Here is a 19,689-nt window from a genome sequence, read left to right as displayed (position 1 = left end):
TATGTCAACCTCGCCTTTCGATAGAGATTAGGAGCGCGGCGACGCGAAACTCCGCCGGACACGCCCACCGCGCGCGTGTCGGCAGGGAAAATGTCCGTCCACCCGCGTTCGGACGGCTTGCGGCGCAGGGCCGGGCCCCGATCAGCCGGCGTCGCGGACCGTCGGGTTGCCGGGCACGCTGACGTCGTAGACCGGCGACTCCACCGAGGTGAGCAGCTTGTCGATGACCTGGGCCTTGAGCTCCGACTCGTCCGCGCTCCCCCACAGCACCTCCCGCTGGTCGCGCAGCACGAGGGTGATCTGGTCGACGGTGGCGACCTCGACGTGGTCGACGCGGGCGGCGAGGTCCTGGGGCAGCGCCGCGACGACGGTGGCCGCCTCCTTGAGGGCGTCGGTGCCTGCGGCCCCACCCGGGCGGATGAGTGGCATGCCCGGAGGCACCCGCTTGTAGTCGCGAAAGACCACCCCGTCGGCGTCGAGCCCACGGATCCGTCCGGTCAGGTCGACCACGGCCACCGCGGTGCGCTCGACGACCTCGATCCGTACGGCGTCAGGCCAGCTGCGCGTCACGTCGACCGACTTCACCTCGGCCATCGCCCTGACCCGCGCGGTCGCCCGGTCGAGGTCGACGAGCGCGAGCTGCTCCCCCAGCGGGATGTCGGCGCGCTCACGCACCTGTGCGTCGCTGAGCAGCTCGTTGCCGGCGACCTGCACCTTCGTCACCTGCAGGACGGTCGAGAAGAACACCAGGTAGACCGAGGCACCGAGCAGGCCGAGCACCAGCACGAACGCCAGGACGTAGCGCAGCGAGAGCCACCGACGGGCCCACTGGCGACGGGCGAACCGGCGCCGGGTGCGGCTCGCCGCGCGGGTGTCCTGGTCGCTCTCCTGCGCCACTCACGCACCCCCGAGGAGCGCGAGCACCTGGGGCCCGACCCGGGTGATGTCCCCCGCGCCGAGCGTGATGACCAGGTCGCCGGGGCGGGCACGCGCGGCCAGGGCCTCGGCGGCGGCAGGGAGCCCGTCGACGTAGGCGACGTGCTCGGCCGGCAGGGGTACGGCGTCGACGACGAGGCGGCCGGTCACGGCGGGGTCCGGGGCCTCGCGGGCGACGTAGACGTCGAGCACCACGACCTCGTCGGCCGCGCCGAGCGCGACCCCCATGGCCTCGCCGAAGATGCGGGTCCGCGAGACGAGGTGGGGCTGGAAGGCCGCGACGACCCGCCCCTCCCCCGCGAGTGCGCGGGCGGCCTCGAGGTCGCCGCGGATCTCGACCGGGTGGTGGGCGTAGGAGTCGTAGACGCGGATGCCGTCGACCTCGCCCTTGAGCTCCATCCGGCGGCCGGTCCCGGTGAACCCGCCGAGGCCGTCGACGAGCGCGTCGAACGCGCAGCCGAGCCGGAGGCCCATGGCCAGGGCGGCGACGGCGTCGAGGACGTAGTGGCGCCCGGGGATGCGCAGGCGGAGCTCGCCGAGGTCGACCCCGTCACGCGAGATCCGGCAGGTCGAGGTGGAGCCGTCGAGCGTGAGGTCGTGGATGCGGAGGTCGGCCCCGGCGGACTCCCCCACCTCGATGACCTCCAGCCCGCGGTCGCGGGCGGTGCGGGCCAGCGCGACGGCGCCGGGGTCGTCGGCGACGCAGACGAGGAAGCCATCGCGGTCGAGCGTCCCGGCGAACTCCTCGAAGGCCTGGTGGTAGGCCTCCTCGGTGCCCCAGTTGTCGAGGTGGTCGGCCTCGACGTTGGTCACGATCGCCGCGTGCGGGCGGTAGTGGAGGAAGGCTCCGTCGCTCTCGTCGGCCTCGGCGACGAAGAGGTCGTCGATGCCGGCGTCGGCGTTGCGCCCGGTGGCGCTCAGCACCCCGCCGACGGCGTACGACGGGTCGAGTCCCGCCGCCAGCAGGGCGGAGGTCAGCAGGCCGGTCGTCGTCGTCTTGCCGTGCGTGCCGGCGACGGCCAGCACGCGCGAGCCGGCCATCACGGCGGCGAGACCCGCCGAGCGGGGCAGGATGCGGAGACCGCGCCGGCGCGCCTCCGACACCTCGGGGTTGTCGTCGCGCGCGGCCGTGGTGACGACGAGGGTGTCGGCGTCGGCGACGTGGGAGGCGTCGTAGCCGAGGTGGCAGGTCACGCCGAGCTCGCGCAGGGCGGGGAGGAACGGGGTGTCGTTGTCGTCGCTGCCGGAGACCTCGACGCCCTGCCTGGCCATGATCCGGGCGATGGCGGAGATCCCGGCTCCACCGATGCCGACGCAGTGCACACGCCCGAGCTCGGCTGCGGGGAGGATCTCGTCGGGGACCGGGATCCTCATCGCGCGGCACCGGCGTCGAGGATCATCCGGGCGAGGATCTCGTCCGCGTCGAGCGGGATGATCCCGCGTGCCGCGGCGCCCATCCCGGCCAGACGATCCGGGTCGGTGAGCAGCCCGGGCACGGTGGCCGCGACCCACTCGGGAGTGAGCGCGGCATCGGCGACCAGCAGGCCGCCGCCGGCGTCGATGACCGGGCGGGCGTTGAGGGACTGCTCGCCGTTGCCGATGGGCAGTGGGACGTAGATCGCCGGCAGGCCGACGCCGGCCACCTCGGTGACGGTGTTGCTGCCCGAGCGGCACAGCACGGCGTCGGCCGCGGCGTAGGCGAGGTCCATCCGGTCGACGTAGTTGAGCACCACGTAGGGCACCTCGCCCGAGGCCACGTCGAGACCGTGCTTGGGACCGACGACGTGGAGCACCTGCACGCCGGCGGCGGCGAGGTCACCCGCAGCCCCGGAGACGGCGGCGTTGATGCGCGCCGCGCCCTGGGAGCCACCGGTCACGAGCAACGTCGGCAGGTCGTCGCGCAGCCCGAACGACGCCATCGCCTCGGTCCGGAGCGCGCCGCGGTCCATCGTGGAGATCAGCCGGCGGATCGGCAGGCCGGTGACCACCGCGTGGGGCAGGACGGTGTCGGGGAAGCTGGTGGCGACGTGGGAGGTCATCCGCGCACCGAGCTTGTTGGCGATGCCGGGGATCGCGTTGCCCTCGTGGACCACGATGGGCAGGCTGCGCCTGCGAGCAGCCAGGTAGGCCGGGACCGAGACGTAGCCGCCGAAGCCGACGACCACGTCGGGGCGCACCCGGTCGACGACCTCGAGCGCGGCGGCGCGGGCGGCGCGCAGCCGGGACGGCGTACGCAGCAGGTCGGGGCCGGGCCTGCGGGGCAGGGGCAAGCGGGGCACGATCTCGAGGGGCAGCCCGGCCTCGGGGACCAGCCGGGCCTCGAGGCCCTCGCGGGTGCCGAGGCAGGTGATCTCGGTCGCCGGGTCGAGCCGCCGCAACGCGTCGGCGGTGGCGAGCAGGGGCGAGGTGTGGCCGGCGGAACCGCCGCCGGCGAGGAGAACGCGCATCAGGGGAAATCTATCGACTGGTGCCGGCGGAGAGACCGGCGGAGCGGTTGCGGCGGCGCGCGGCGAGCGCCGCGGCGGCCTCGGGCTCGCGTCGGGCGAAGCCGATGAGCAGGCCGAGCGCGACCAGCGAGGGCAGGAGCGCCGAGCCGCCGTAGGACACGATCGGCAGCGGGATGCCGATGACGGGCAGCACCGCGAGCACCATGCCGACGTTGATCATCATCTGGCCCAGGATCCAGACCACGATGCCGAAGGTCGCGTAGCGCACGAACGGGTCGGCCGTGCTGAGCGCCACGCGGATGGCGGCGTAGGCGATGGTGAAGAAGAGACCGACGACCAGCAGCGTGCCGACCAGGCCGAGCTCCTCGCCGAGCACGGCGAAGATGAAGTCGGTGTGGGCCTCGGGCAGGTCGCCCCACTTCTGGGTGGAGGCACCGATGCCCTGGCCGAACCAGCCACCGCTCGAGAGGGCGTAGAGGCCGTGGGCCGGCTGCCAGCCCGCGTCGGTGTAGTCCTTGAACGGATCGGTGAAGTGGGTGATGCGCTTGAGCCGCTCGGCGTTGGTCGCTGCCATCGCGAGCGCGGCGACGCCGAGGACCGAGATGCTGAGCCCAAACAGCCGCATCGGCGCTCCCACCACCCACAGCATGCCGAGCAGGATCGCGGCCAGGACCAGGGCGGTGCCGAGGTCACGGCCCACGAGGACCAGCCCGATGACGGCGAACAGGCCGGGCACCACCGGCACGAGCAGGTGGTGCAGCTCACGCAGGCGTCGCTCCTTGTGGGCGTAGATGTTGGCCGCCCACAGCACGATCGCGAGCTTGGCCACCTCGGCCGGCTGCATGGTGAACGGACCGACCTGCAGCCAGTTCTTGTTGCCGTTGATCAGCACGCCGAAGCGCGCGACCAGGGCCAGCAGCACCAGCGCGAAGACGAATCCGGGATAGGCCAGGCGGCGGATGTGCCTGATGGGCAGCCGGGAGGCGACCCAGGCACAGGGCAGGCCGATCGCGACCCACAGCAGCTGGCGCTTCACGATGGCGTAGGAGTCGCCGGTGCTCGTGTAGGACCGCACGCTCGACGCGCTCAGCACCATGATCACGCCGATGGTGAGGAGCAGGGCCGAGGCCCCGAGGAGCAGGTAGTAGGAGGTGAGGGGGCGGTCGAGCGCGGCGCGGACCGAGCGCCAGCCGGCGATGACGCCGGAGCCCAGCGGCGCGCGTGCCGGGACCGAGTCCTCGACCGTGCCGGTCGCCACGGTGCCACCGGGGCGAGCCGGTCGCACCGCGGTGTCCTCGGGGTTCGCGGTGGTCATCGTCGCGCTCCCCTCCGGAGGTGTGGTGTGCCTAGTCGGTGCCGGTGATCCTGCGGTGGACGGCCGCGGCGAACGCATCGCCGCGGGCGCCGTAGTTGGCGAACATGTCCATGGAGGCGCATCCCGGCGCGAGGAGCACGGTGTCACCGGACCTGGCGAGCCCGGCGGCTGCGTCGACCACGCGCCCCATGGGGTCACCAGTCTCATCGGCGCCCACGTCGATGACCGGCACATCGGGCGCGTGTCGCGAAAGTGCGTCGGCGATGACCTGGCGGTCCCGACCGAGCAGGACGACGCCGCGCAGCCGGCCGCTGACGGCCGCGACGAGATCGTCGAAGCGGGCGCCCTTGGCCAGGCCGCCGGCGACCCACACGACGTGCTCGTAGGCGGCGAGCGAGGACTGCGCCGCGTGCGGGTTGGTCGCCTTGGAGTCGTCGATCCAGGTCACCCCGCCGGCCACCGCGACGTGCGCGATGCGGTGTCCGTCGGGACGGAACGAGCGCAGCCCGTCGCGGACCGCCTGCTGGCTGACGCCGTGCGCGCGCGCCAGGGCCGCCGCGGCGAGCGCGTTCGCGACGAAGTGGGGGGCCTGCGAGGCGAGGTCGTCGAGCGTGCAGAGCTCGGCGGCGCTGGTGGCCCGCTCCTCGATGAACGCTCGGTCGACCAGCAGGTCCTCCACGACGCCGACGTTGCCGGCCGCGGGCATCCCGAGCGTGAAGCCGACGGCACGCGCCCCCTCGACCACGTCGGCGCGCTCCACCATGCGCTCGGTGAGCGGGTCGGCGAGGTTGTAGACGCAGGCGCGCTGGACACGCTCGTAGATGCGTGCCTTGTCGGCGGCGTACTGGTCCATGCCGGTCCGTGCGCCGGGGACGTCGTCCGGCTCGTCGTCGTACCAGTCGAGGTGGTCCTCGGCGACGTTGAGCACCACGGCCGACTCCGCGGACATCGACGAGGTGTAGTGGAGCTGGAAGCTGGAGAGCTCGACGGCCAGGACGTCGTAGGGCTCGGGATCCATCACCGCCTCGACGATCGGCAGACCGACGTTGCCGACGGCGGCGGCGCGCAGCCCGGCGGCCAGGAGGATCGACTGCAGCATCTGCACGGTCGTGGTCTTGCCGTTGGTGCCGGTGACAGCCAGCCACGGCGCCGGCTGCCCGGGCGAGGTGGTGTCGCGCAGCCGCCAGGCAAGCTCGACCTCGCCCCAGACCGGGATCTGGCGGTCGGTGGCCTGCGCCAGCAGCGGTGCGTCCGGGCGCCAGCCGGGAGAGGTCACCACGAGGTCGACGTCGTCGGGCAGGGTCGCCGTGGCGCCGGGCTCGAGCCGGACGGTCGCGCCGAGCGTCTCGAGCAGCTGGGCCTTCTCGGCCTTCTCCTCGCTGGTGGACTCATCGAGGGCGGTCACCTGGGCGCCGAGGAAGAGCAGGTTGTCGGCGGCGGCGTAGCCGGAGACGCCGAACCCGGCCACCACGACGCGTACGCCGGACCAGTCGCTGCGGCGGTCGAGCCCTTCGATGTCTGTCGTCATCCGATGCCGGCGACCCACTCGGCGTAGAAGATGCCCAGGCCGGTGGCCACGCAGAGCCCGGTGATGATCCAGAAGCGGATCGTCACGGTGACCTGCTCCCAGCCGAGCATCTCGAAGTGGTGCTGGAGCGGCGCGATGCGGAACACGCGGTGGCCGGCCTGGATCCTGAACACCGACCGGACCAGCCCGCTGGCCCGGCTGAGCTTGAAGACCGACACCTGGATCATCACCGAGAGCGTGATGACCACGAACAGCCCGCCGATGATGATCAGCAGCAGCTCGGTGCGGGTCATGATCGCGAAGCCGGCCATGGCGCCGCCGAGGGCGAGCGAGCCGGTGTCGCCCATGAAGATCTGCGCCGGCGAGGCGTTCCACCACAGGAAGCCGAAGCACGCCCCGGTGATGGCCGCGGCGACGACGGCCAGGTCGAGCGGGTCGCGGACCTCGTAGCACTTGGGGCCGGCCTCGAGGGCGCACGACTGGCTGTTCTGCCAGATGTTGACCAGCGTGTAGGCGGCGAAGACGAGGATCGAGGCGCCGGTCGCGAGGCCGTCGAGGCCGTCGGTGAGGTTGACCGCGTTGCTGAAGCCGGTGACGAGGAACCAGATGAGCACGATGGCGAGGACCGTCGGCAGGGCGAAGCGCTCGTAGTCGCGGATGAACGAGATGTGGTCGGACGCGGGACGCCAGCCCCGCTCGTCCTCGAGCGCCGGTGACAGCGCGAGGAACCCGAAGACCACCGCGACGAGCGTCTGCCCGATCATCTTGGCCCGGCTGCGCAGCCCCAGGTTGTGCTGGCGGCTCACCTTGAGGAAGTCGTCGAGGAAGCCGACCGTGCCGAGCCCGACGAAGAGGAAGAGCAGCAGCATCGCCGACGCCGTCGGCGCGGAGCCGGTGATGACCTTCGCCGCGAAGTAGCCCACGACGGTGGCGAGCACGATCACCGCCCCTCCCATCGTGGGCGTCCCGCGCTTGGTGTGGTGCGTGGTGGGACCGTCGTCGCGGATCGGCTGGCCGAAGCCCTGACGGGTGAAGATCCGGATGGCGTAGCGCGTGCCGAGCAGCGAGATCAGCAGCGAGAGTCCTCCTCCGAACAGGATGGCTCTCATGTGATGCGTCTCCCTTCCGTGCCGCTCTGGGCGAGCAGGTCCTCGGCGATCAGTTCCAGCGCCGCCCCTCGTGATGCCTTCACCAGGACGACATCAGCAGCCGAGACATTGTGCCGCAGCCAGGTGACCGCAGCGTCACGCCCCGCCGTGGGGATGCTCACTCCCCCACCTCCGACGTCGTCGAAGCCGTCCGCGATCCGCCCCGCGCCGGCACCCACGGTGACCAGGAGGTCGACGCCGACCTCGGCGGCGTACGTCCCGACTCCGCGGTGCGCGTCGGCGGCTCCCTCACCGAGCTCGAACATCTCACCGAGCACCGCGACCGTACGTCGACCGCTGCGGGCGCCGATGCCGGCGAGCGTCTCGAGGGCGGCCCGCATGGACTCGGGGTTGGCGTTGTAGGCGTCGTTGACCACGACGAGGCCGTCCGCGCGCTCGGTCACCTCCATCCGCCACCGGCTGGCGGGACCGGCGTCGGCGAGCGAGTCGGCGACGGTGTCGAGGTCGAGGCCGGCCGCGAGGGCCATCGCGGCCGCGACCGCGGCGTTGCGCCACTGGAAGGCGCCGATCTGGGCCAGGTGCACGGTCGCGCCGGACCCGCGGTGGACGACCTCGAAGGACTGACGGCCGATGTCGTCGGTGGTGACCTCGCTGACGGCCACGTCGACGGGGCCACCCCGTGCGCTGCTCCCGACCGTGACGACCGAGGCGCGCGTGCGCGGCGCCATGGCGGCGACGAGGTCGTCGTCGGCGTTGAGGACCGCGGTGCCGTCGGCCGGCAGCGCCTCGATGATCTCGCCCTTGGCCCGGGCGATCGCGTCGCGGCTGCCGAACTCACCGATGTGCGCGGTGCCGACGTTGAGCACGGCGGCGATGTGCGGCGGCGCGATCTCGCAGAGCCGGGCGATGTGCCCGACGCCCCGGGCCCCCATCTCGACGACGAGGTAGCGCGTCTCGGGGGTCGCCCGCAGCACGGTGAGCGGAACGCCGAGCTCGTTGTTGAAGTTGCCGCGGGTCGCGACCGTCGGCCCGGACTCGCCGAGGAGGTGGGCCAGGTAGTCCTTGGTGCCGGTCTTGCCCTGCGAGCCGGTCATCGCGAGCACCGTGACCTCGGGGAGACGGTCCACCACGTGTCGCGCGAGTCGGCCGAGGGCGCCGGTCACGTCGTCGACGACGACGGTCGGGAGCGCAGTGGGTCGGGTGCCCAGCACCGCGACGGCACCGGCCGCGCCGGCCTCGGCCACGAAGTCGTGGCCGTCGACGCGCTCACCGACGATGGCGACGAACAGTCCGCCCGGCTCCGGGGTGCGGGTGTCGAGGAACGCACCACCCGTGAGCGTCGCCTCGCCGTGGGCCACTCCCCCGACCGCCTCGGCGACCTCGGCCAGCGACATCGCGATCATCGGGCCCCACCGTCGTGCGTGGACGCTGCCCGGAGGGTCGCGTCGACCTCCTCGCCGGCCACGACGCGGTCGTCGAACGGGTGCACCACGTCACCGACCTCCTGGCCGGTCTCGTGCCCCTTGCCGGCGACCAGCACCACGTCGCCGGGCGCGGCACGGCGCACGGCCTCGCGGATGGCGAGGCGCCGGTCGCCCACCTCGAGCACCTCCGCCCGACCGCCACCGGCGCCGGCGAGCACCGCCGCGCGGATCGCGGCGGGGTCCTCGGTGCGAGGGTTGTCGTCGGTGATGATCGCCACGTCGGCGAGTCGAGCCGCGATCTCGCCCATGACCGGGCGCTTGGTCGTGTCGCGGTCGCCCCCCGCGCCGACGACCACGATCAGCCGGCCGTCGGTCAACGGACGCAGGGTGCGGAGGACGGCCTCGAGCGCGTCGGGCTTGTGGGCGTAGTCGACCACGACCGCATAGCCCTGACCGCGCGCGACCTGCTCGAGTCGACCGGGCACGCCGCTGACCCGCGCGATGCCATCGGCGACCGCACGCGGGTCGAGCCCGGCCAGCGCGGCGGACGCGATGGCGGCGAGCGTGTTCGAGACGTTGAACTCGCCCGGGATACCGACGGCCGCCTCGATCTGGACGTCCGGGCCGAGGACCGTGAACGTCGCCCCTGTCGGGCCGAGGTCGACGTCGACGGCCCGCCAGTCGGCGGCACCGTCCGGGTCCTGGCTGGAGAAGGTGGACATCGGGATCGTCGCCACGTCGAGCAGTCTGCGGCCGAACTCGTCGTCGATGTTGGTCAGGCCGCCGCTCGCGCGCTCGGGGGTGAAGAGGCTGGCCTTGGCGGCGAAGTAGTCGTCGAGGTCGTGGTGGAAGTCGAGGTGGTCGCGACCGAGGTTGAGGAAGGTCGCCACGTCGAAGACCACCCCGTCGACCCGGCCGAGCACCAGCGCGTGGCTGGAGACCTCCATGGCGCAGGTGTCGACCCCCTCCTCGCGCATGACCGCGAAGAGGCCGTGCAGGTCGGGCGCCTCGGGCGTCGTGAGCTGTGTCTTCACGTCCTCCCCGGCGATGCGGGTGCCGACGGTGCCGATCACCGCCGACGTGGTGCCGGAGGCGGTCAGGCCCTGCTCGAGGATCCGGGTGGTCGTGGTCTTGCCCTGGGTGCCGGTGACCCCGATGACGCGGAGGGCACGGGCCGGCTCGCCGTAGATCCGGGCGGCCAGCCGCCCCAGGACGCGCCGCGGCTCCGGGACGACCAGGGCAGGCGTGCCGGACGGCAGCCGGTCGAGCCCGGACGGGTCGGTCAGGACCACGACGACTCCGGCGCCGAGCGCCTGCGCGGCGTAGTCGGCACCGTGGGCGCGTGCGCCCGGGAGGGCGGCGTACAGGTCACCCGGGCGGATGCGGGCGGTGCTCAGCGAGATGCCGGTGACGGCGACGGAGAGGTCACCGCGCACGGCCACCTCCGTGGTGGACGACAGCCAGTCGGCGAGCTCGGCCGCGGGGGTCGCCGGGACCTGCTGCGGCCGGGTCGCGCTCACTGCCTGATCCACCGACCGAGAGTAACGACTCACCACTCGACGGGGAGACGCGACGGCTTGCCGTTGGTCGGCTCGACGCCGTAGCGGCCCAGCACGTAGCCCATGATCCGCGAGAACACCGGTCCGGTGATCGAGCCACCACCACCGTCGACCATCGGGCGGTGGATCACGACGTAGACGGTGAAGCGCGGGTCGTCGGCCGGGGCGAACCCCCCGAAGGACACCGAGGTGCTGCCGTCGTAGACACCGTCGACCACGCGCTGCGCGGTGCCGGTCTTGCCGGCCACGAGATAGCCCGGCACCTGCGCGCCGGGGGCGACGCCGTCCTCGGGGTCGACGACCTTCTCCATCATCTTGGCGGTGCCCCGGGCTGCCTTCTTGCTCACGACCCGGGTCCGGGTGGCGGTGTCGGTGCCGACGGTGACACCGTCGTCGGTGACCGCGGAACCGGCGATGATGCTGGGCGAGACCCGGATGCCGCCGTTGGCGACCGTGTTGACCGCGGCCGCCATCTGCATGACGTTGACCGACAGCGACTGGCCGAAGGCGACGCGGTCCTTGGTCTGCGACGTCATCGCGTCCCCCGTGGTGAGCAGGCCGGACGACTCGCCCCGGACGCCGATGTCGGTGCGCTGGCCGAGCCCGAACCGCTTGAGGTAGTCGACGAGCTCGGGTGGCGTGAACGCGTCGGCCGCGAGCACGGTGCCGATGTTGGACGACTTCGCGATGATCCCCGCGAGCGTGAGCCTGATGTCCCCGTGGTCGAACCAGTCGCCGATGACGCGGTCCTGACGGGCCAGGTTCGGCGGCACCTTGAACCTCTGTCGCGGGAAGGCCTTGCCGGCATCGATCAGCGACGACGCAGTGAGCACCTTCTCGACCGAGCCGGGCTCGTAGGCGTCGTTCATCGCCCGGGAGCCGAGGTCGTCCTTCTTCGCCTCGCTCGGCCGGTTGGCGTCGAAGGTCGGGTAGTCGGCCAGCGCGAGCACCTCGCCCGTGCGGGTGTCCAGCACCGCGGCGGCGCCGCTCTCGGCGCGATACTGGTCGACCGACTGCGCGAGCACCTTCTGCACGAACCACTGCAGGTCGCGGTCGATCGTCAGCGTCAGCGGCTTGCCGTCCTGCGCAGCCTTGATCGTGCTGTCGCGCAGCGGGATTCGGACGCCCTTGCGGGAGTTGGACTGCCAGGTGGCCTGGCCGTCGACGCCGGCCAGCTGCTTGTCGAAGGTGCGCTCGAAGCCGCCGAGCGGCTCGTCGGTGCCCATGTAGCCGAGCAGGTTGGCCGCGACGTCGCCGGCGGGGTAGTCCCGGATCGGGTCGTCCTGGAGGGAGACGCCGTCGTAGCCCGCGGCGTCGATCGCCTTGAGGGTGTCGCTGGCCAGGGTGCTCGGCACCCGGCGGGCGATGTACTCGAAGCGGCTGCCCTCCTTGCGGCCCTTGAGCGCGGTGAGCGCCTTGAAGTAGTCGATCGACAGGGCGTCGGAGAGCAGCCGGGCGATCGCGGGGGCCTGCGCGGCGGTGAGGCTCGGGTCGGCGATGACCATCTTGCCCTGGATGGAGTCGGCCAGCGGCACGCCGTTGCGGTCGAGGATGTCGCCGCGCTCGGCGAGCAGCGGGATCTTCACCGCGCCCTCGGCCGCGGCCATGGCGGCGTACGAGCGCGGGTCGACGCCCTGGAGCTGCACCAGCCGGGCGCCGAAGAAGGAGAGGACCATCGCGATGAGGACGAACCCGACCCGCAGGCGCAGCAGGGGTGCGCCTCGCGAGGCTCCGGGCCTCAGGCGGCTGCTCGGCACTGGTCTCCTCATTTCCCCGTCGGGTCCCGGGCTGCGCCCGGGCACGTGCGGTGGTGCTGAATGTAGGTGGCTGACGCCGTGGATCGGTGCGACCGCGCCGTCAGCGGTCGCGGTTCTTCTTGCCCTGCTGGTTGCCCTGCTGGCCGGTGGTCTTCGTCGACGCGGTGGACGCCGTGGCCGGGACCTGGACGACGGTCGGGTCGGGCTGCAGGATCTTCGGCTTGGGCGGCGGGGGCGGGTCGAGCCGGATCGCGTTCTCCGGGGTCGCGGGGGTGCGCACCCCGATCGTCTTGCCGGTCTCGAGGTCGAGGAAGACCGGCGCCGGCGGGATGACCATGCCCATCTGCTGCGCCTGCTGTGCCAGCCGCTGGGGGTCGCGCAGCTCGTCGAGCTCCATGCGCAGGGTCTGCTGACGCGCAGCCAGGGTGTCGGCCTCCTTCTCCAGCGAGGACGCGGAGAACGAGGCCTGCTGCATGGAGGTGTTGAAGAGCAGGAGCCCGACGATGCCGGCCACCAGGACCGCGCTGACCAGGGTCACGAACGGCACCCGCGGGGCGCGCGTGCGCACCCGGGGCACGACGGTGAGGCGCGCCTTGTCGACGGCCTCCTGGGCGATCCGGGTGACCCGGGTCCTGGTCTGCAGAGCGGGACTGCTCATCGTTGTGGCTCCCGGGGTTGGTGGGACTGGCTGGGTGAGGCAGGGCGGACGCGCTCGACGGCGCGCAGCCGGACGGATGCAGCTCGGGGGTTCTCGGCGACCTCGTGCTCGTCGGCCTGCTCCGCGCCGCGGGTGACCAGGCGCAGGGCCGGCTCGGCACCCTCGGGCACGAAGGGCAGGTCCGGCGGCACGTCGAGCCGGGTGGCCTCGGTGAACGCCCGCTTGACCAGGCGGTCCTCGAGGGAGTGGTAGGACTCCACGACCACGCGACCGCCGAGGCCGATGGCCTCGATCGAGGCCGGGATCGCCCGTCGCAGGACGGCGAGCTCGTCGTTGACCGCCATCCGCAGCGCCTGGAAGGTCCGCTTGGCGGGGTGGCCACCGGTGCGCCGGGCGGGTGCCGGGATGGTCGCGTAGAGCAGCTCGACCAGGTCGGCGCTGGTGGAGAACGGCGCCGTCTCGCGGCGGCGTACGACCTCACGGGCGATCTTGCTGGCGAACTTCTCCTCGCCGTACTCCCGCAGGATCCGGGTGAGCTCCTGCGGGGTCGCGGTGTTGAGCAGGTCCGCGGCGGTCTGGCCCGTGGTGGGGTCCATCCGCATGTCGAGCGGGGCGTCCTCGGAGTAGGCGAAGCCGCGGTCGCGGACGTCGAGCTGCATGGAGGAGACGCCGAGATCGAAGAAGATCGCGTCGACGTGGTCCAGGCCGAGGCTGCCGACGACCTCGGGGAGCTCGTCGTAGACCGCGTGCACGGCTGTGAACCGGTCACCGTGGGCGGCGAGGCGCTCGGTCGACATCCGCAGTGCGGCGGGATCGCGGTCGATGCCGATGACCCGGGCCTCGGGCAGCCGCTCGAGGACCGCCTCGCTGTGGCCACCGAGGCCGAGCGTGCAGTCGACGTACACCGACCCGGGGGCGGCGAGCGCAGGCGCCAGGAGGGCGACGACCCGGTCGAGGAGGACCGGGGCGTGGCTGGGAGTCGTCATCCGGTCCAGCCCGACTCAGCCCTGGTGACCCAGGAACGTGAGCAGGAGCAGCGCCAGGGCCAGCGACGTGGCTGCGGCGGCGGAGAAGAGGATGAGGGCGACCGCCTGGCGCGCCTGGTCGCGCACCCGCAGCGGCGGTGCCGCCGTGGTGCGCCCCAAGGGCTGGGTGGTGCTCATGGTCTCGACCCCACTGGTTGGTGTGCTGGTGTGCTGGTGTGCTGCGGGTGCAGGTTGGCGGTGCGACTGACACGCCCCGCCGGAGTGGCACGGGGTGGGCCGCCGCACCAGGTCCCTGCCCGCTCCCGGCGATGGGGAAGGCCGTCTGGTGCCGGGGAAGTGCCCCAGATGGCCATCGCTGCGGGAGCGGGCTCGAGACCTGGTGATGCGGGTCCGATGTCAGTTCTCGTGGTGCGTCTTGTGCTGTCACGGTCGTGCTGGTGCTGCGGTGGATCCCTGCTCAGATCCCGGGGAAGACCTCGTCACTGAGCTCGGAGAACTTCTGCTCCTGCTCCTCGGAGTAGGTCGCCCACGCCGTGGGGTCCCAGATCTCGATCCGGTTCATCGACCCGATGACCACGCACTCCTTGCGGAGCGAGGCGTACTCCCGCAGTGGTGCCGGGATGTTGATCCGTCCCTGCTTGTCCGGCACCTCCTGGCTGGCGGCGGCGAACAGCATGCGGACGTAGTCGCGGGTGCCCTTCTGCGTGACCGGCGCCTCTCGGAGCCGGTCGGTGAGCCTCCCGAAGTCCTCCAGCGACCAGACGGTGAGGCAGCGCTCCTGCCCCCTGGTCACCACGAGTCCCTCCGTCAGCTCGTCCCTGAACTTCGCGGGGAGGAAGAGGCGTCCCTTCTCGTCGAGCTTGGGCGTGTAGGTGCCGAAGAACATCCGGCACCCCCCTCGCTCGGCGGGAAAGTTCGACCCTGTCCCCCACTTCGCCCCACAGTACTCCACATTGCTCCACCGTCAACCAGATCCCGCGTGTTTCCCGCCTGAATTTCACGTCGCCCACCGCCGCGCCGGGCGTACGCCGCCTCGGTGGCGCGCGACGGCGTACCGGTCCCGCTGAGCGTGGATCCGCGCCTCTCCACGCTCAGCACGCACCGTCCGCCGTCCCCCGGGGAGCGCCGGTGGGGAACGGGGCAGGCCGGTGGTGGAGGAAAGTGGAGGGACCGGGGCTGCCCGGGGTGCGCGGTGGTGGATCGCGGTGCCTTCGGCGCCCGGATGCGGTCGCGACGAGCCTGCGGTCCGGACTTCGGGTCCCGGTATGTTGCGCAGACCACATACCGTGGTGCCGAGCGCCGATCGCGGCTGACGAGGGGACGGACGAGACGTGACCACTGGGCCAACCGACGAGACGTTCGGGCGGGCGCCCGACCTGGACACCGTGCACCGGGTGACCGGCGCGGTTCGCCAGAACATCGAGCGGGTGATCGCCGGCAAGCCCGACGTCGTCAACGCGGCGCTCGTCGTCCTGCTGGCCGAGGGTCACCTCCTCATCGAGGACGTCCCCGGTGTCGGCAAGACCCAGCTGAGCAAGGCGCTCGCGAGGAGCATCGACTCGACGGTGCGCCGGATCCAGTTCACGCCGGACCTGCTGCCGTCCGACGTCACCGGCGTCTCGATCTTCAACCAGGACACCCGCGAGTTCGAGTTCCGCCCCGGGGGCATCTTCGCCAACATCGTGGTCGGCGACGAGATCAACCGGGCCTCGCCCAAGACGCAGTCCGCGCTGCTGGAGTCGATGGAGGAGCGCCAGGTCACCGTGGACAGCGCGACCTACCAGCTCGAGAAGCCCTTCATGGTGATCGCCACCCAGAACCCGATCGAGATGGAGGGCACCTACGCCCTCCCCGAGGCCCAGCGCGACCGCTTCATGGCCCGTGTCTCGGTGGGCTATCCCGTCGAGTCCGCGGAGATCGCGATGCTCGAGGGCCACACCGCGCACAACCCGCTCGACGACCTCGAGCCCGTCACCGACGCCGGCGAGATCCGCAAGGTCATCGAGATCGTCGGCCGTGTCCACGTCTCCTCGGCCGTGCACCGCTACGCCGTCGCCCTCGCGACGGCCACCCGCACGAGCAGCGACCTCCACCTCGGCGCCTCGCCGCGCGCGACGCTCCACCTGGTCCGTGCCGCCAAGGCGGTCGCTGCCACGCAGGGCCGCGACTACGTCCTCCCCGACGACCTGCACGGCATCGCGCAGCCGGTGCTCGCGCACCGACTCCTGCCCAACGTCGAGGCGACCATGAGCGGACGCACCACCGGGTCGATCCTGGCCGCGATCGTGGAGTCGGTCCCGGTCCCGGCTGCGCCCGACTCCCGTGGCAGCCGTGCGTGAGGCACTCGCCTCCCTGACCGTCCGCGGACGGGCGTTCCTGGCTGCCGGCATCACGACGGTGGTCGCTGCGATCGTCGTGGGCCACTCCTCCGTGGTCCGCATCGGCGTGCTGGTCGCCGTGCTCCCGCTCCTGACCGCGTGGTGGGTGGGCCGCTCCCGCTACCGGCTCGGCCTGGTGCGCACCGTCTCGCCGCAGCTCGTCGTCGCCGGCCAGCCCGCGACCGTCGAGCTCACCGTCGCCAACGAGTCGCGCACGCCGACCGGCGTGCTGCTGCTCGAGGAGCGACTCCCCTACGTGCTGGGCACCAGGCCGCGCTTCGTGCTGGAGGGACTCGGCCACGGCTGGCGACGCCATGCGACCTACCAGGTGCGCTCGGAGCTGCGCGGCCAGTTCGACATCGGTCCGATGTCCGTGCGGGTCACCGACCCGTTCGGCCTCGTCGAGCTCGGGCGCACCTTCCACGCGACCTCGCGCCTGACCGTCACCCCGCGCACCATCACCCTGCCGAGCATCCCGCTCGGCGGCGCCTGGACCGGGTCCGGCGACAACCGGCCCCGCGCCTTCGCGACCGGCAGCGCCGAGGACGTCACCGTCCGCGAGTACCGCCGCGGCGACGACCTCCGGCGCGTGCACTGGCGCAGCTCGGCCCGCGTCGGTGAGCTGATGGTGCGGCGCGAGGAGCAGCCCTGGCAGTCGCGTGCGACGGTCTTCCTCGACAACCGCGGCACCTCGCACCGCGGCCAGGGCGCTGCCAGCTCGCTGGAGGGCGCGGTCTCCGCCGCCGCCTCGATCGCGGTCCACCTGGCCCATCGCGGCTACACCGTCCGGCTGGTCACCGCCTCCGGGGACAGCCGCGAGACCCAGTGGCACTCGCAGACCGGGGAGGCGAGCACCGTGCCGCTGCTCGAGGCACTGGCCGTGGTCCAGCTCGACCACGCTCCCGCCCCCGACCTCCAGTGGCTGGCCGAGCCCGGGCACGGCGGGCTCACCGTCGGCGTCTTCGGCGGGCTCGCGGAGGTCGACCTCCCGTTCCTGCGGCGCCTGCAGCACCATGCGTCCTCGAGCCTGGCCATCTCGCTCGACGTCGACGCCTGGGCACCGCACCTGCCCGTGCAGCCGGGCCGAGGTGCGGCCGCCCACCTCACCGCGTCCGGCTGGCGCTCGGTGACCCTCGGTCCCCGCGACCGGCTCGACACCGCGTGGCAGGAGCTCGGACTCATGCAGAGCAGGTCGACCGCAGCGGCAGGATCCGCGCGATGAAGGCGTCCGGCACGACCTCGTGGAGCGCGCTCCCCCACCAGCTGCGGGTGGCGTTCATCGCCCTGCTCGCCGGCTGGGCCACCATCCTCTCGTGGCGGGTGCTGACCGACGGCTTCGCCGAGGTGGGGATCCCGCTCCTCCTCATCGGGGTCGTCCTGGCCGCGATGGGTGCCGTCGCGCGCTGGAGCCGGCTGCCCGCCCCTGCGATCATGGCCGGCCAGCTGGTCGTCGGTGGCCTGCTGGTGCTCGGCACGGTGACCGGTTCTCCGGTCCCGACGCCGGGCAACGTCGATGCCTTCCTCGTCGCGCTCGACGACGCGCTCGAGACCTCCCGCAACTACGCGGCTCCCGTCCAGGCCGGCGTGCCTCCGGTGTACCCGCTCCTGCTCATCGGCGGAGCACTGGTCGTCTGGCTGGTCGACGTGGTGGCCTGCACGCTGCGTCGCGCTCCGGTGGCCGGTCTCGTGCTGCTGGCGGCGTACACCCTGCCGGTGGCAGTGACCGGCAACGCGGTGTCGTGGTGGCTCTTCGTGGTCATCGCCGGACTGTTCCTCGCCCTCGTCTTCCTCCAGCACAGCGACCACGTGACCAGCTGGGGCAGGGCGCCGGACGGCGAGAAGGGCTCGTTCTCCGTGCGCACCGGCGCGATCGGCAACACCGCGCTCGCCCTCGGCGCCTCGGCGATCGCCCTCGCAGTCGCCGTGCCGCTCGCCGTGCCCACCATGACTATGAGCGTCTTCGACGGCAACGGGCCCGGCACGCGCGAGGTCGAGGTCAAGGACCCGATGATCGACCTGCGTCGTGACCTCCAGCGAGGCGAGGACATCCCGTTGCTGTGGGTGACCACGGCCGGCCCCAAGCCCAGCTACTTCCGCATCTCGGTCCTGTCCCGCTTCAACGGGTCGTCGTGGACGCCCGGCGACCGCGAGATCCCGGAGACCCAGACCGCCACCGGTGCGTTGCCGACCCTCGACGGCGTCGCCACCGACGTGCCGCGCAAGGAGTTCGCCTACGACGTCCGGGTCAGCCCCGACTTCAGGTCGACCTGGCTGCCGACCACGGAGCAGGTCACCCGGATCTCGGCAGGCACCGACTGGCGCTACGACGTCAGCACCCGTGACTTCATCGGCGCCAACGACGACGTCACCACCGCCGGGCGGACCTACGACTTCACCGGCGCCCAGCTGACCTACGACGCCGAGTCGATGAACACCGCCGTCTCCGGCGCCGGCTCGGTCGCCGGCATCTTCACCGACGTGCCGAGCACGCTCAACAACGAGATCCGTCGGCTGGCCGCGAGCGTCACCGCCGACGCTCCGACCCGGTTCCAGAAGGCGCAGCTGCTCCAGCAGTGGTTCCGCCGCGACGGCGGCTTCCGCTACGACGTCAACCAGGTCGAGTCGGCCGGCAACGGCGGCGCAGACCTGATGGCGTTCCTCGACGACCGGGTGGGCTACTGCGAGCAGTTCGCGGCGTCGATGGCGATCATGGCGCGCGTCATCGGCATCCCGAGCCGGGTCGCGGTCGGCTTCCTCGAGCCGGAGAAGTCCACCAACGGGTCCTGGGAGTTCTCCGCCCACGACCTGCACGCCTGGCCCGAGCTCTACTTCCCCGGCTCCGGCTGGGTGCGGTTCGAACCGACACCCGCGGCCCGCGCCGACAACGTCCCGGGCTACACCGACGCCCAGTTCGAGGCGGTCACCGAGGCGCCGACGCCGAGTGCCAGCAGCTCCACCGAGCTCCTTCCCGAGCGCGGGGAGACCGCCGACACCGACACCAGCACGGCGTCCGAGACCACCTCGTCGATCCCGTGGGTCCCGATCGTGTCCGGCGTGCTGGGTCTCGCCCTCCTGGTGCTGCTGCTGCTGACACCGCGGCTGGTCCGCACGTCACGTCGGCGACGGCGGCTCGCCGGAGACATCGAGGACCTCTGGGTCGAGCTGCGCGACGTCGCTCGCGACCTCGGCCACGCCTGGCCCGAAGGTCGCTCACCTCGCCGGGCCGGCGAGTGGCTCGGACGGCTGCTGGCCGCACCCGTCGCCGGGGGCGAGCGACCCGACCGGCCACGACGGGGCCGCGACGAGGCACCGGAGGCCGCGCACGCCCTCGACCGTCTCGTCGTCGCGCTCGAGCGAAGCCGCTACGCCCGCGACCCCGAGACCTTCACCGCAGACCGGTTCGCCGACGACCTCAGCCTGGTCGAGGAGTCCCTGGCCGCCGCGGTCACGCCCCGCGAGGCGCGTCGGGCCACCTGGTGGCCGGCCTCGGTCGTCGGGCGACGTACGTCGTGGCGTCCCCGCTCGCGGTCCCGCCGGGCCGAGACGCCCGAGCAGGACACCGGCCGGACGGTCGACGAGCTCGTCGGCTGAC

General features: G+C 72.5%; 16 protein-coding genes. 3 read left to right on the top strand and 13 right to left on the bottom strand.

Translation table 11 applies throughout. From position 1 onward, the window contains the following. Positions 1-141 precede the first annotated feature (141 nt). From IEZ25_RS02455 to mraZ, 13 genes are all read right to left on the bottom strand, one after another. Positions 142-897 (bottom strand): cell division protein FtsQ/DivIB, encoded by a 756-nt coding sequence (locus IEZ25_RS02455; RefSeq protein ID WP_191197784.1) that lies wholly within the window; start codon positions 895-897, stop codon positions 142-144. Continuing rightward, positions 898-2,310 carry a UDP-N-acetylmuramate--L-alanine ligase gene (gene murC / locus IEZ25_RS02450; RefSeq protein WP_191197783.1) on the bottom strand — a complete coding sequence of 471 codons (1,413 nt, stop codon included), beginning with the start codon at positions 2,308-2,310 and terminating at the stop codon, positions 898-900. Next, a complete protein-coding gene (locus tag IEZ25_RS02445) occupies positions 2,307-3,383 on the bottom strand; it encodes a UDP-N-acetylglucosamine--N-acetylmuramyl-(pentapeptide) pyrophosphoryl-undecaprenol N-acetylglucosamine transferase (protein WP_191197782.1) in 1,077 nt (358 codons plus the stop codon). The genes murC and IEZ25_RS02445 overlap by 4 nt, the downstream gene beginning before the upstream one ends. Before the next feature lie 10 nt (positions 3,384-3,393). Continuing rightward, the gene (gene ftsW, locus IEZ25_RS02440) at positions 3,394-4,698 is read right to left on the bottom strand and encodes a putative lipid II flippase FtsW (RefSeq protein WP_191197781.1); all 1,305 of its coding nucleotides are present in this window, start codon (positions 4,696-4,698) and stop codon (positions 3,394-3,396) included. Between the two features lie 31 nt (positions 4,699-4,729). Beyond that, complete coding sequence (murD, locus tag IEZ25_RS02435) at positions 4,730-6,226, bottom strand: UDP-N-acetylmuramoyl-L-alanine--D-glutamate ligase (protein WP_191197780.1); 1,497 nt, start codon at positions 6,224-6,226, stop codon at positions 4,730-4,732. Further along, entirely contained in the window at positions 6,223-7,335 is a 1,113-nt protein-coding gene (gene mraY, locus IEZ25_RS02430; protein WP_191197779.1) for a phospho-N-acetylmuramoyl-pentapeptide-transferase, read from the bottom strand. Before mraY ends, murD begins: the two co-directional genes overlap by 4 nt. Then, positions 7,332-8,738, bottom strand: coding sequence for a UDP-N-acetylmuramoyl-tripeptide--D-alanyl-D-alanine ligase (locus IEZ25_RS02425; protein WP_191197778.1), 1,407 nt, complete (start codon positions 8,736-8,738; stop codon positions 7,332-7,334). The genes mraY and IEZ25_RS02425 overlap by 4 nt, the downstream gene beginning before the upstream one ends. After that, positions 8,735-10,291 carry a UDP-N-acetylmuramoyl-L-alanyl-D-glutamate--2,6-diaminopimelate ligase gene (locus IEZ25_RS02420; protein WP_449866948.1) on the bottom strand — a complete coding sequence of 519 codons (1,557 nt, stop codon included), beginning with the start codon at positions 10,289-10,291 and terminating at the stop codon, positions 8,735-8,737. Before IEZ25_RS02420 ends, IEZ25_RS02425 begins: the two co-directional genes overlap by 4 nt. A 17-nt stretch (positions 10,292-10,308) precedes the next feature. Continuing rightward, a complete protein-coding gene (locus IEZ25_RS02415; protein ID WP_318151999.1) occupies positions 10,309-12,075 on the bottom strand; it encodes a peptidoglycan D,D-transpeptidase FtsI family protein in 1,767 nt (588 codons plus the stop codon). A 100-nt stretch (positions 12,076-12,175) separates the two neighbouring features. Further along, positions 12,176-12,733 (bottom strand): hypothetical protein, encoded by a 558-nt coding sequence (locus IEZ25_RS02410; RefSeq protein WP_191197776.1) that lies wholly within the window; start codon positions 12,731-12,733, stop codon positions 12,176-12,178. Continuing rightward, on the bottom strand, positions 12,730-13,719 hold the full coding sequence (gene rsmH / locus IEZ25_RS02405; protein ID WP_191197775.1) for a 16S rRNA (cytosine(1402)-N(4))-methyltransferase RsmH: 990 nt from the start codon (positions 13,717-13,719) through the stop codon (positions 12,730-12,732). The genes IEZ25_RS02410 and rsmH overlap by 4 nt, the downstream gene beginning before the upstream one ends. A 15-nt stretch (positions 13,720-13,734) precedes the next feature. After that, positions 13,735-13,896, bottom strand: coding sequence for a hypothetical protein (locus IEZ25_RS02400; RefSeq protein WP_191197774.1), 162 nt, complete (start codon positions 13,894-13,896; stop codon positions 13,735-13,737). 280 nt (positions 13,897-14,176) lie between these two features. Then, entirely contained in the window at positions 14,177-14,605 is a 429-nt protein-coding gene (gene mraZ / locus IEZ25_RS02395) for a division/cell wall cluster transcriptional repressor MraZ (protein ID WP_090971700.1), read from the bottom strand. Between the two features lie 445 nt (positions 14,606-15,050). On the opposite strand from mraZ, the gene IEZ25_RS02390 reads away from it, so the two are divergent. The 3 genes from IEZ25_RS02390 to IEZ25_RS02380 are packed head-to-tail and all read left to right on the top strand — an operon-like array spanning position 15,051 to position 19,688. After that, entirely contained in the window at positions 15,051-16,058 is a 1,008-nt protein-coding gene (locus IEZ25_RS02390; RefSeq protein ID WP_191197773.1) for an AAA family ATPase, read from the top strand. Beyond that, complete coding sequence (locus IEZ25_RS02385) at positions 16,051-17,319, top strand: DUF58 domain-containing protein (protein WP_191197772.1); 1,269 nt, start codon at positions 16,051-16,053, stop codon at positions 17,317-17,319. The genes IEZ25_RS02390 and IEZ25_RS02385 overlap by 8 nt, the downstream gene beginning before the upstream one ends. Further along, positions 17,316-19,688, top strand: coding sequence for a transglutaminase family protein (locus IEZ25_RS02380; RefSeq protein WP_191197771.1), 2,373 nt, complete (start codon positions 17,316-17,318; stop codon positions 19,686-19,688). The genes IEZ25_RS02385 and IEZ25_RS02380 overlap by 4 nt, the downstream gene beginning before the upstream one ends. The last annotated feature ends 1 nt before the right edge of the window (position 19,689 follow it).

Source organism: Nocardioides hwasunensis (genome assembly GCF_014779665.1).
GTDB classification, from domain to species: Bacteria; Actinomycetota; Actinomycetes; order Propionibacteriales; family Nocardioidaceae; genus Nocardioides; species Nocardioides hwasunensis.
This window is presented reverse-complemented; position numbering and strand designations above follow the sequence as displayed.

Coding starts and splice junctions, on each gene's coding strand:
- IEZ25_RS02380 (WP_191197771.1), top strand. CDS start 17,316: ATGAAGGCGTCCGGCACGACCTCGTGGAGCGCGCTCCCCCACCAGCTG.
- murC (WP_191197783.1), bottom strand. CDS start 2,310: ATGAGGATCCCGGTCCCCGACGAGATCCTCCCCGCAGCCGAGCTCGGG.
- IEZ25_RS02410 (WP_191197776.1), bottom strand. CDS start 12,733: ATGAGCAGTCCCGCTCTGCAGACCAGGACCCGGGTCACCCGGATCGCC.
- IEZ25_RS02400 (WP_191197774.1), bottom strand. CDS start 13,896: ATGAGCACCACCCAGCCCTTGGGGCGCACCACGGCGGCACCGCCGCTG.
- ftsW (WP_191197781.1), bottom strand. CDS start 4,698: ATGACCACCGCGAACCCCGAGGACACCGCGGTGCGACCGGCTCGCCCC.
- mraY (WP_191197779.1), bottom strand. CDS start 7,335: ATGAGAGCCATCCTGTTCGGAGGAGGACTCTCGCTGCTGATCTCGCTG.
- mraZ (WP_090971700.1), bottom strand. CDS start 14,605: ATGTTCTTCGGCACCTACACGCCCAAGCTCGACGAGAAGGGACGCCTC.
- IEZ25_RS02445 (WP_191197782.1), bottom strand. CDS start 3,383: ATGCGCGTTCTCCTCGCCGGCGGCGGTTCCGCCGGCCACACCTCGCCC.
- murD (WP_191197780.1), bottom strand. CDS start 6,226: ATGACGACAGACATCGAAGGGCTCGACCGCCGCAGCGACTGGTCCGGC.
- rsmH (WP_191197775.1), bottom strand. CDS start 13,719: ATGACGACTCCCAGCCACGCCCCGGTCCTCCTCGACCGGGTCGTCGCC.
- IEZ25_RS02425 (WP_191197778.1), bottom strand. CDS start 8,738: ATGATCGCGATGTCGCTGGCCGAGGTCGCCGAGGCGGTCGGGGGAGTG.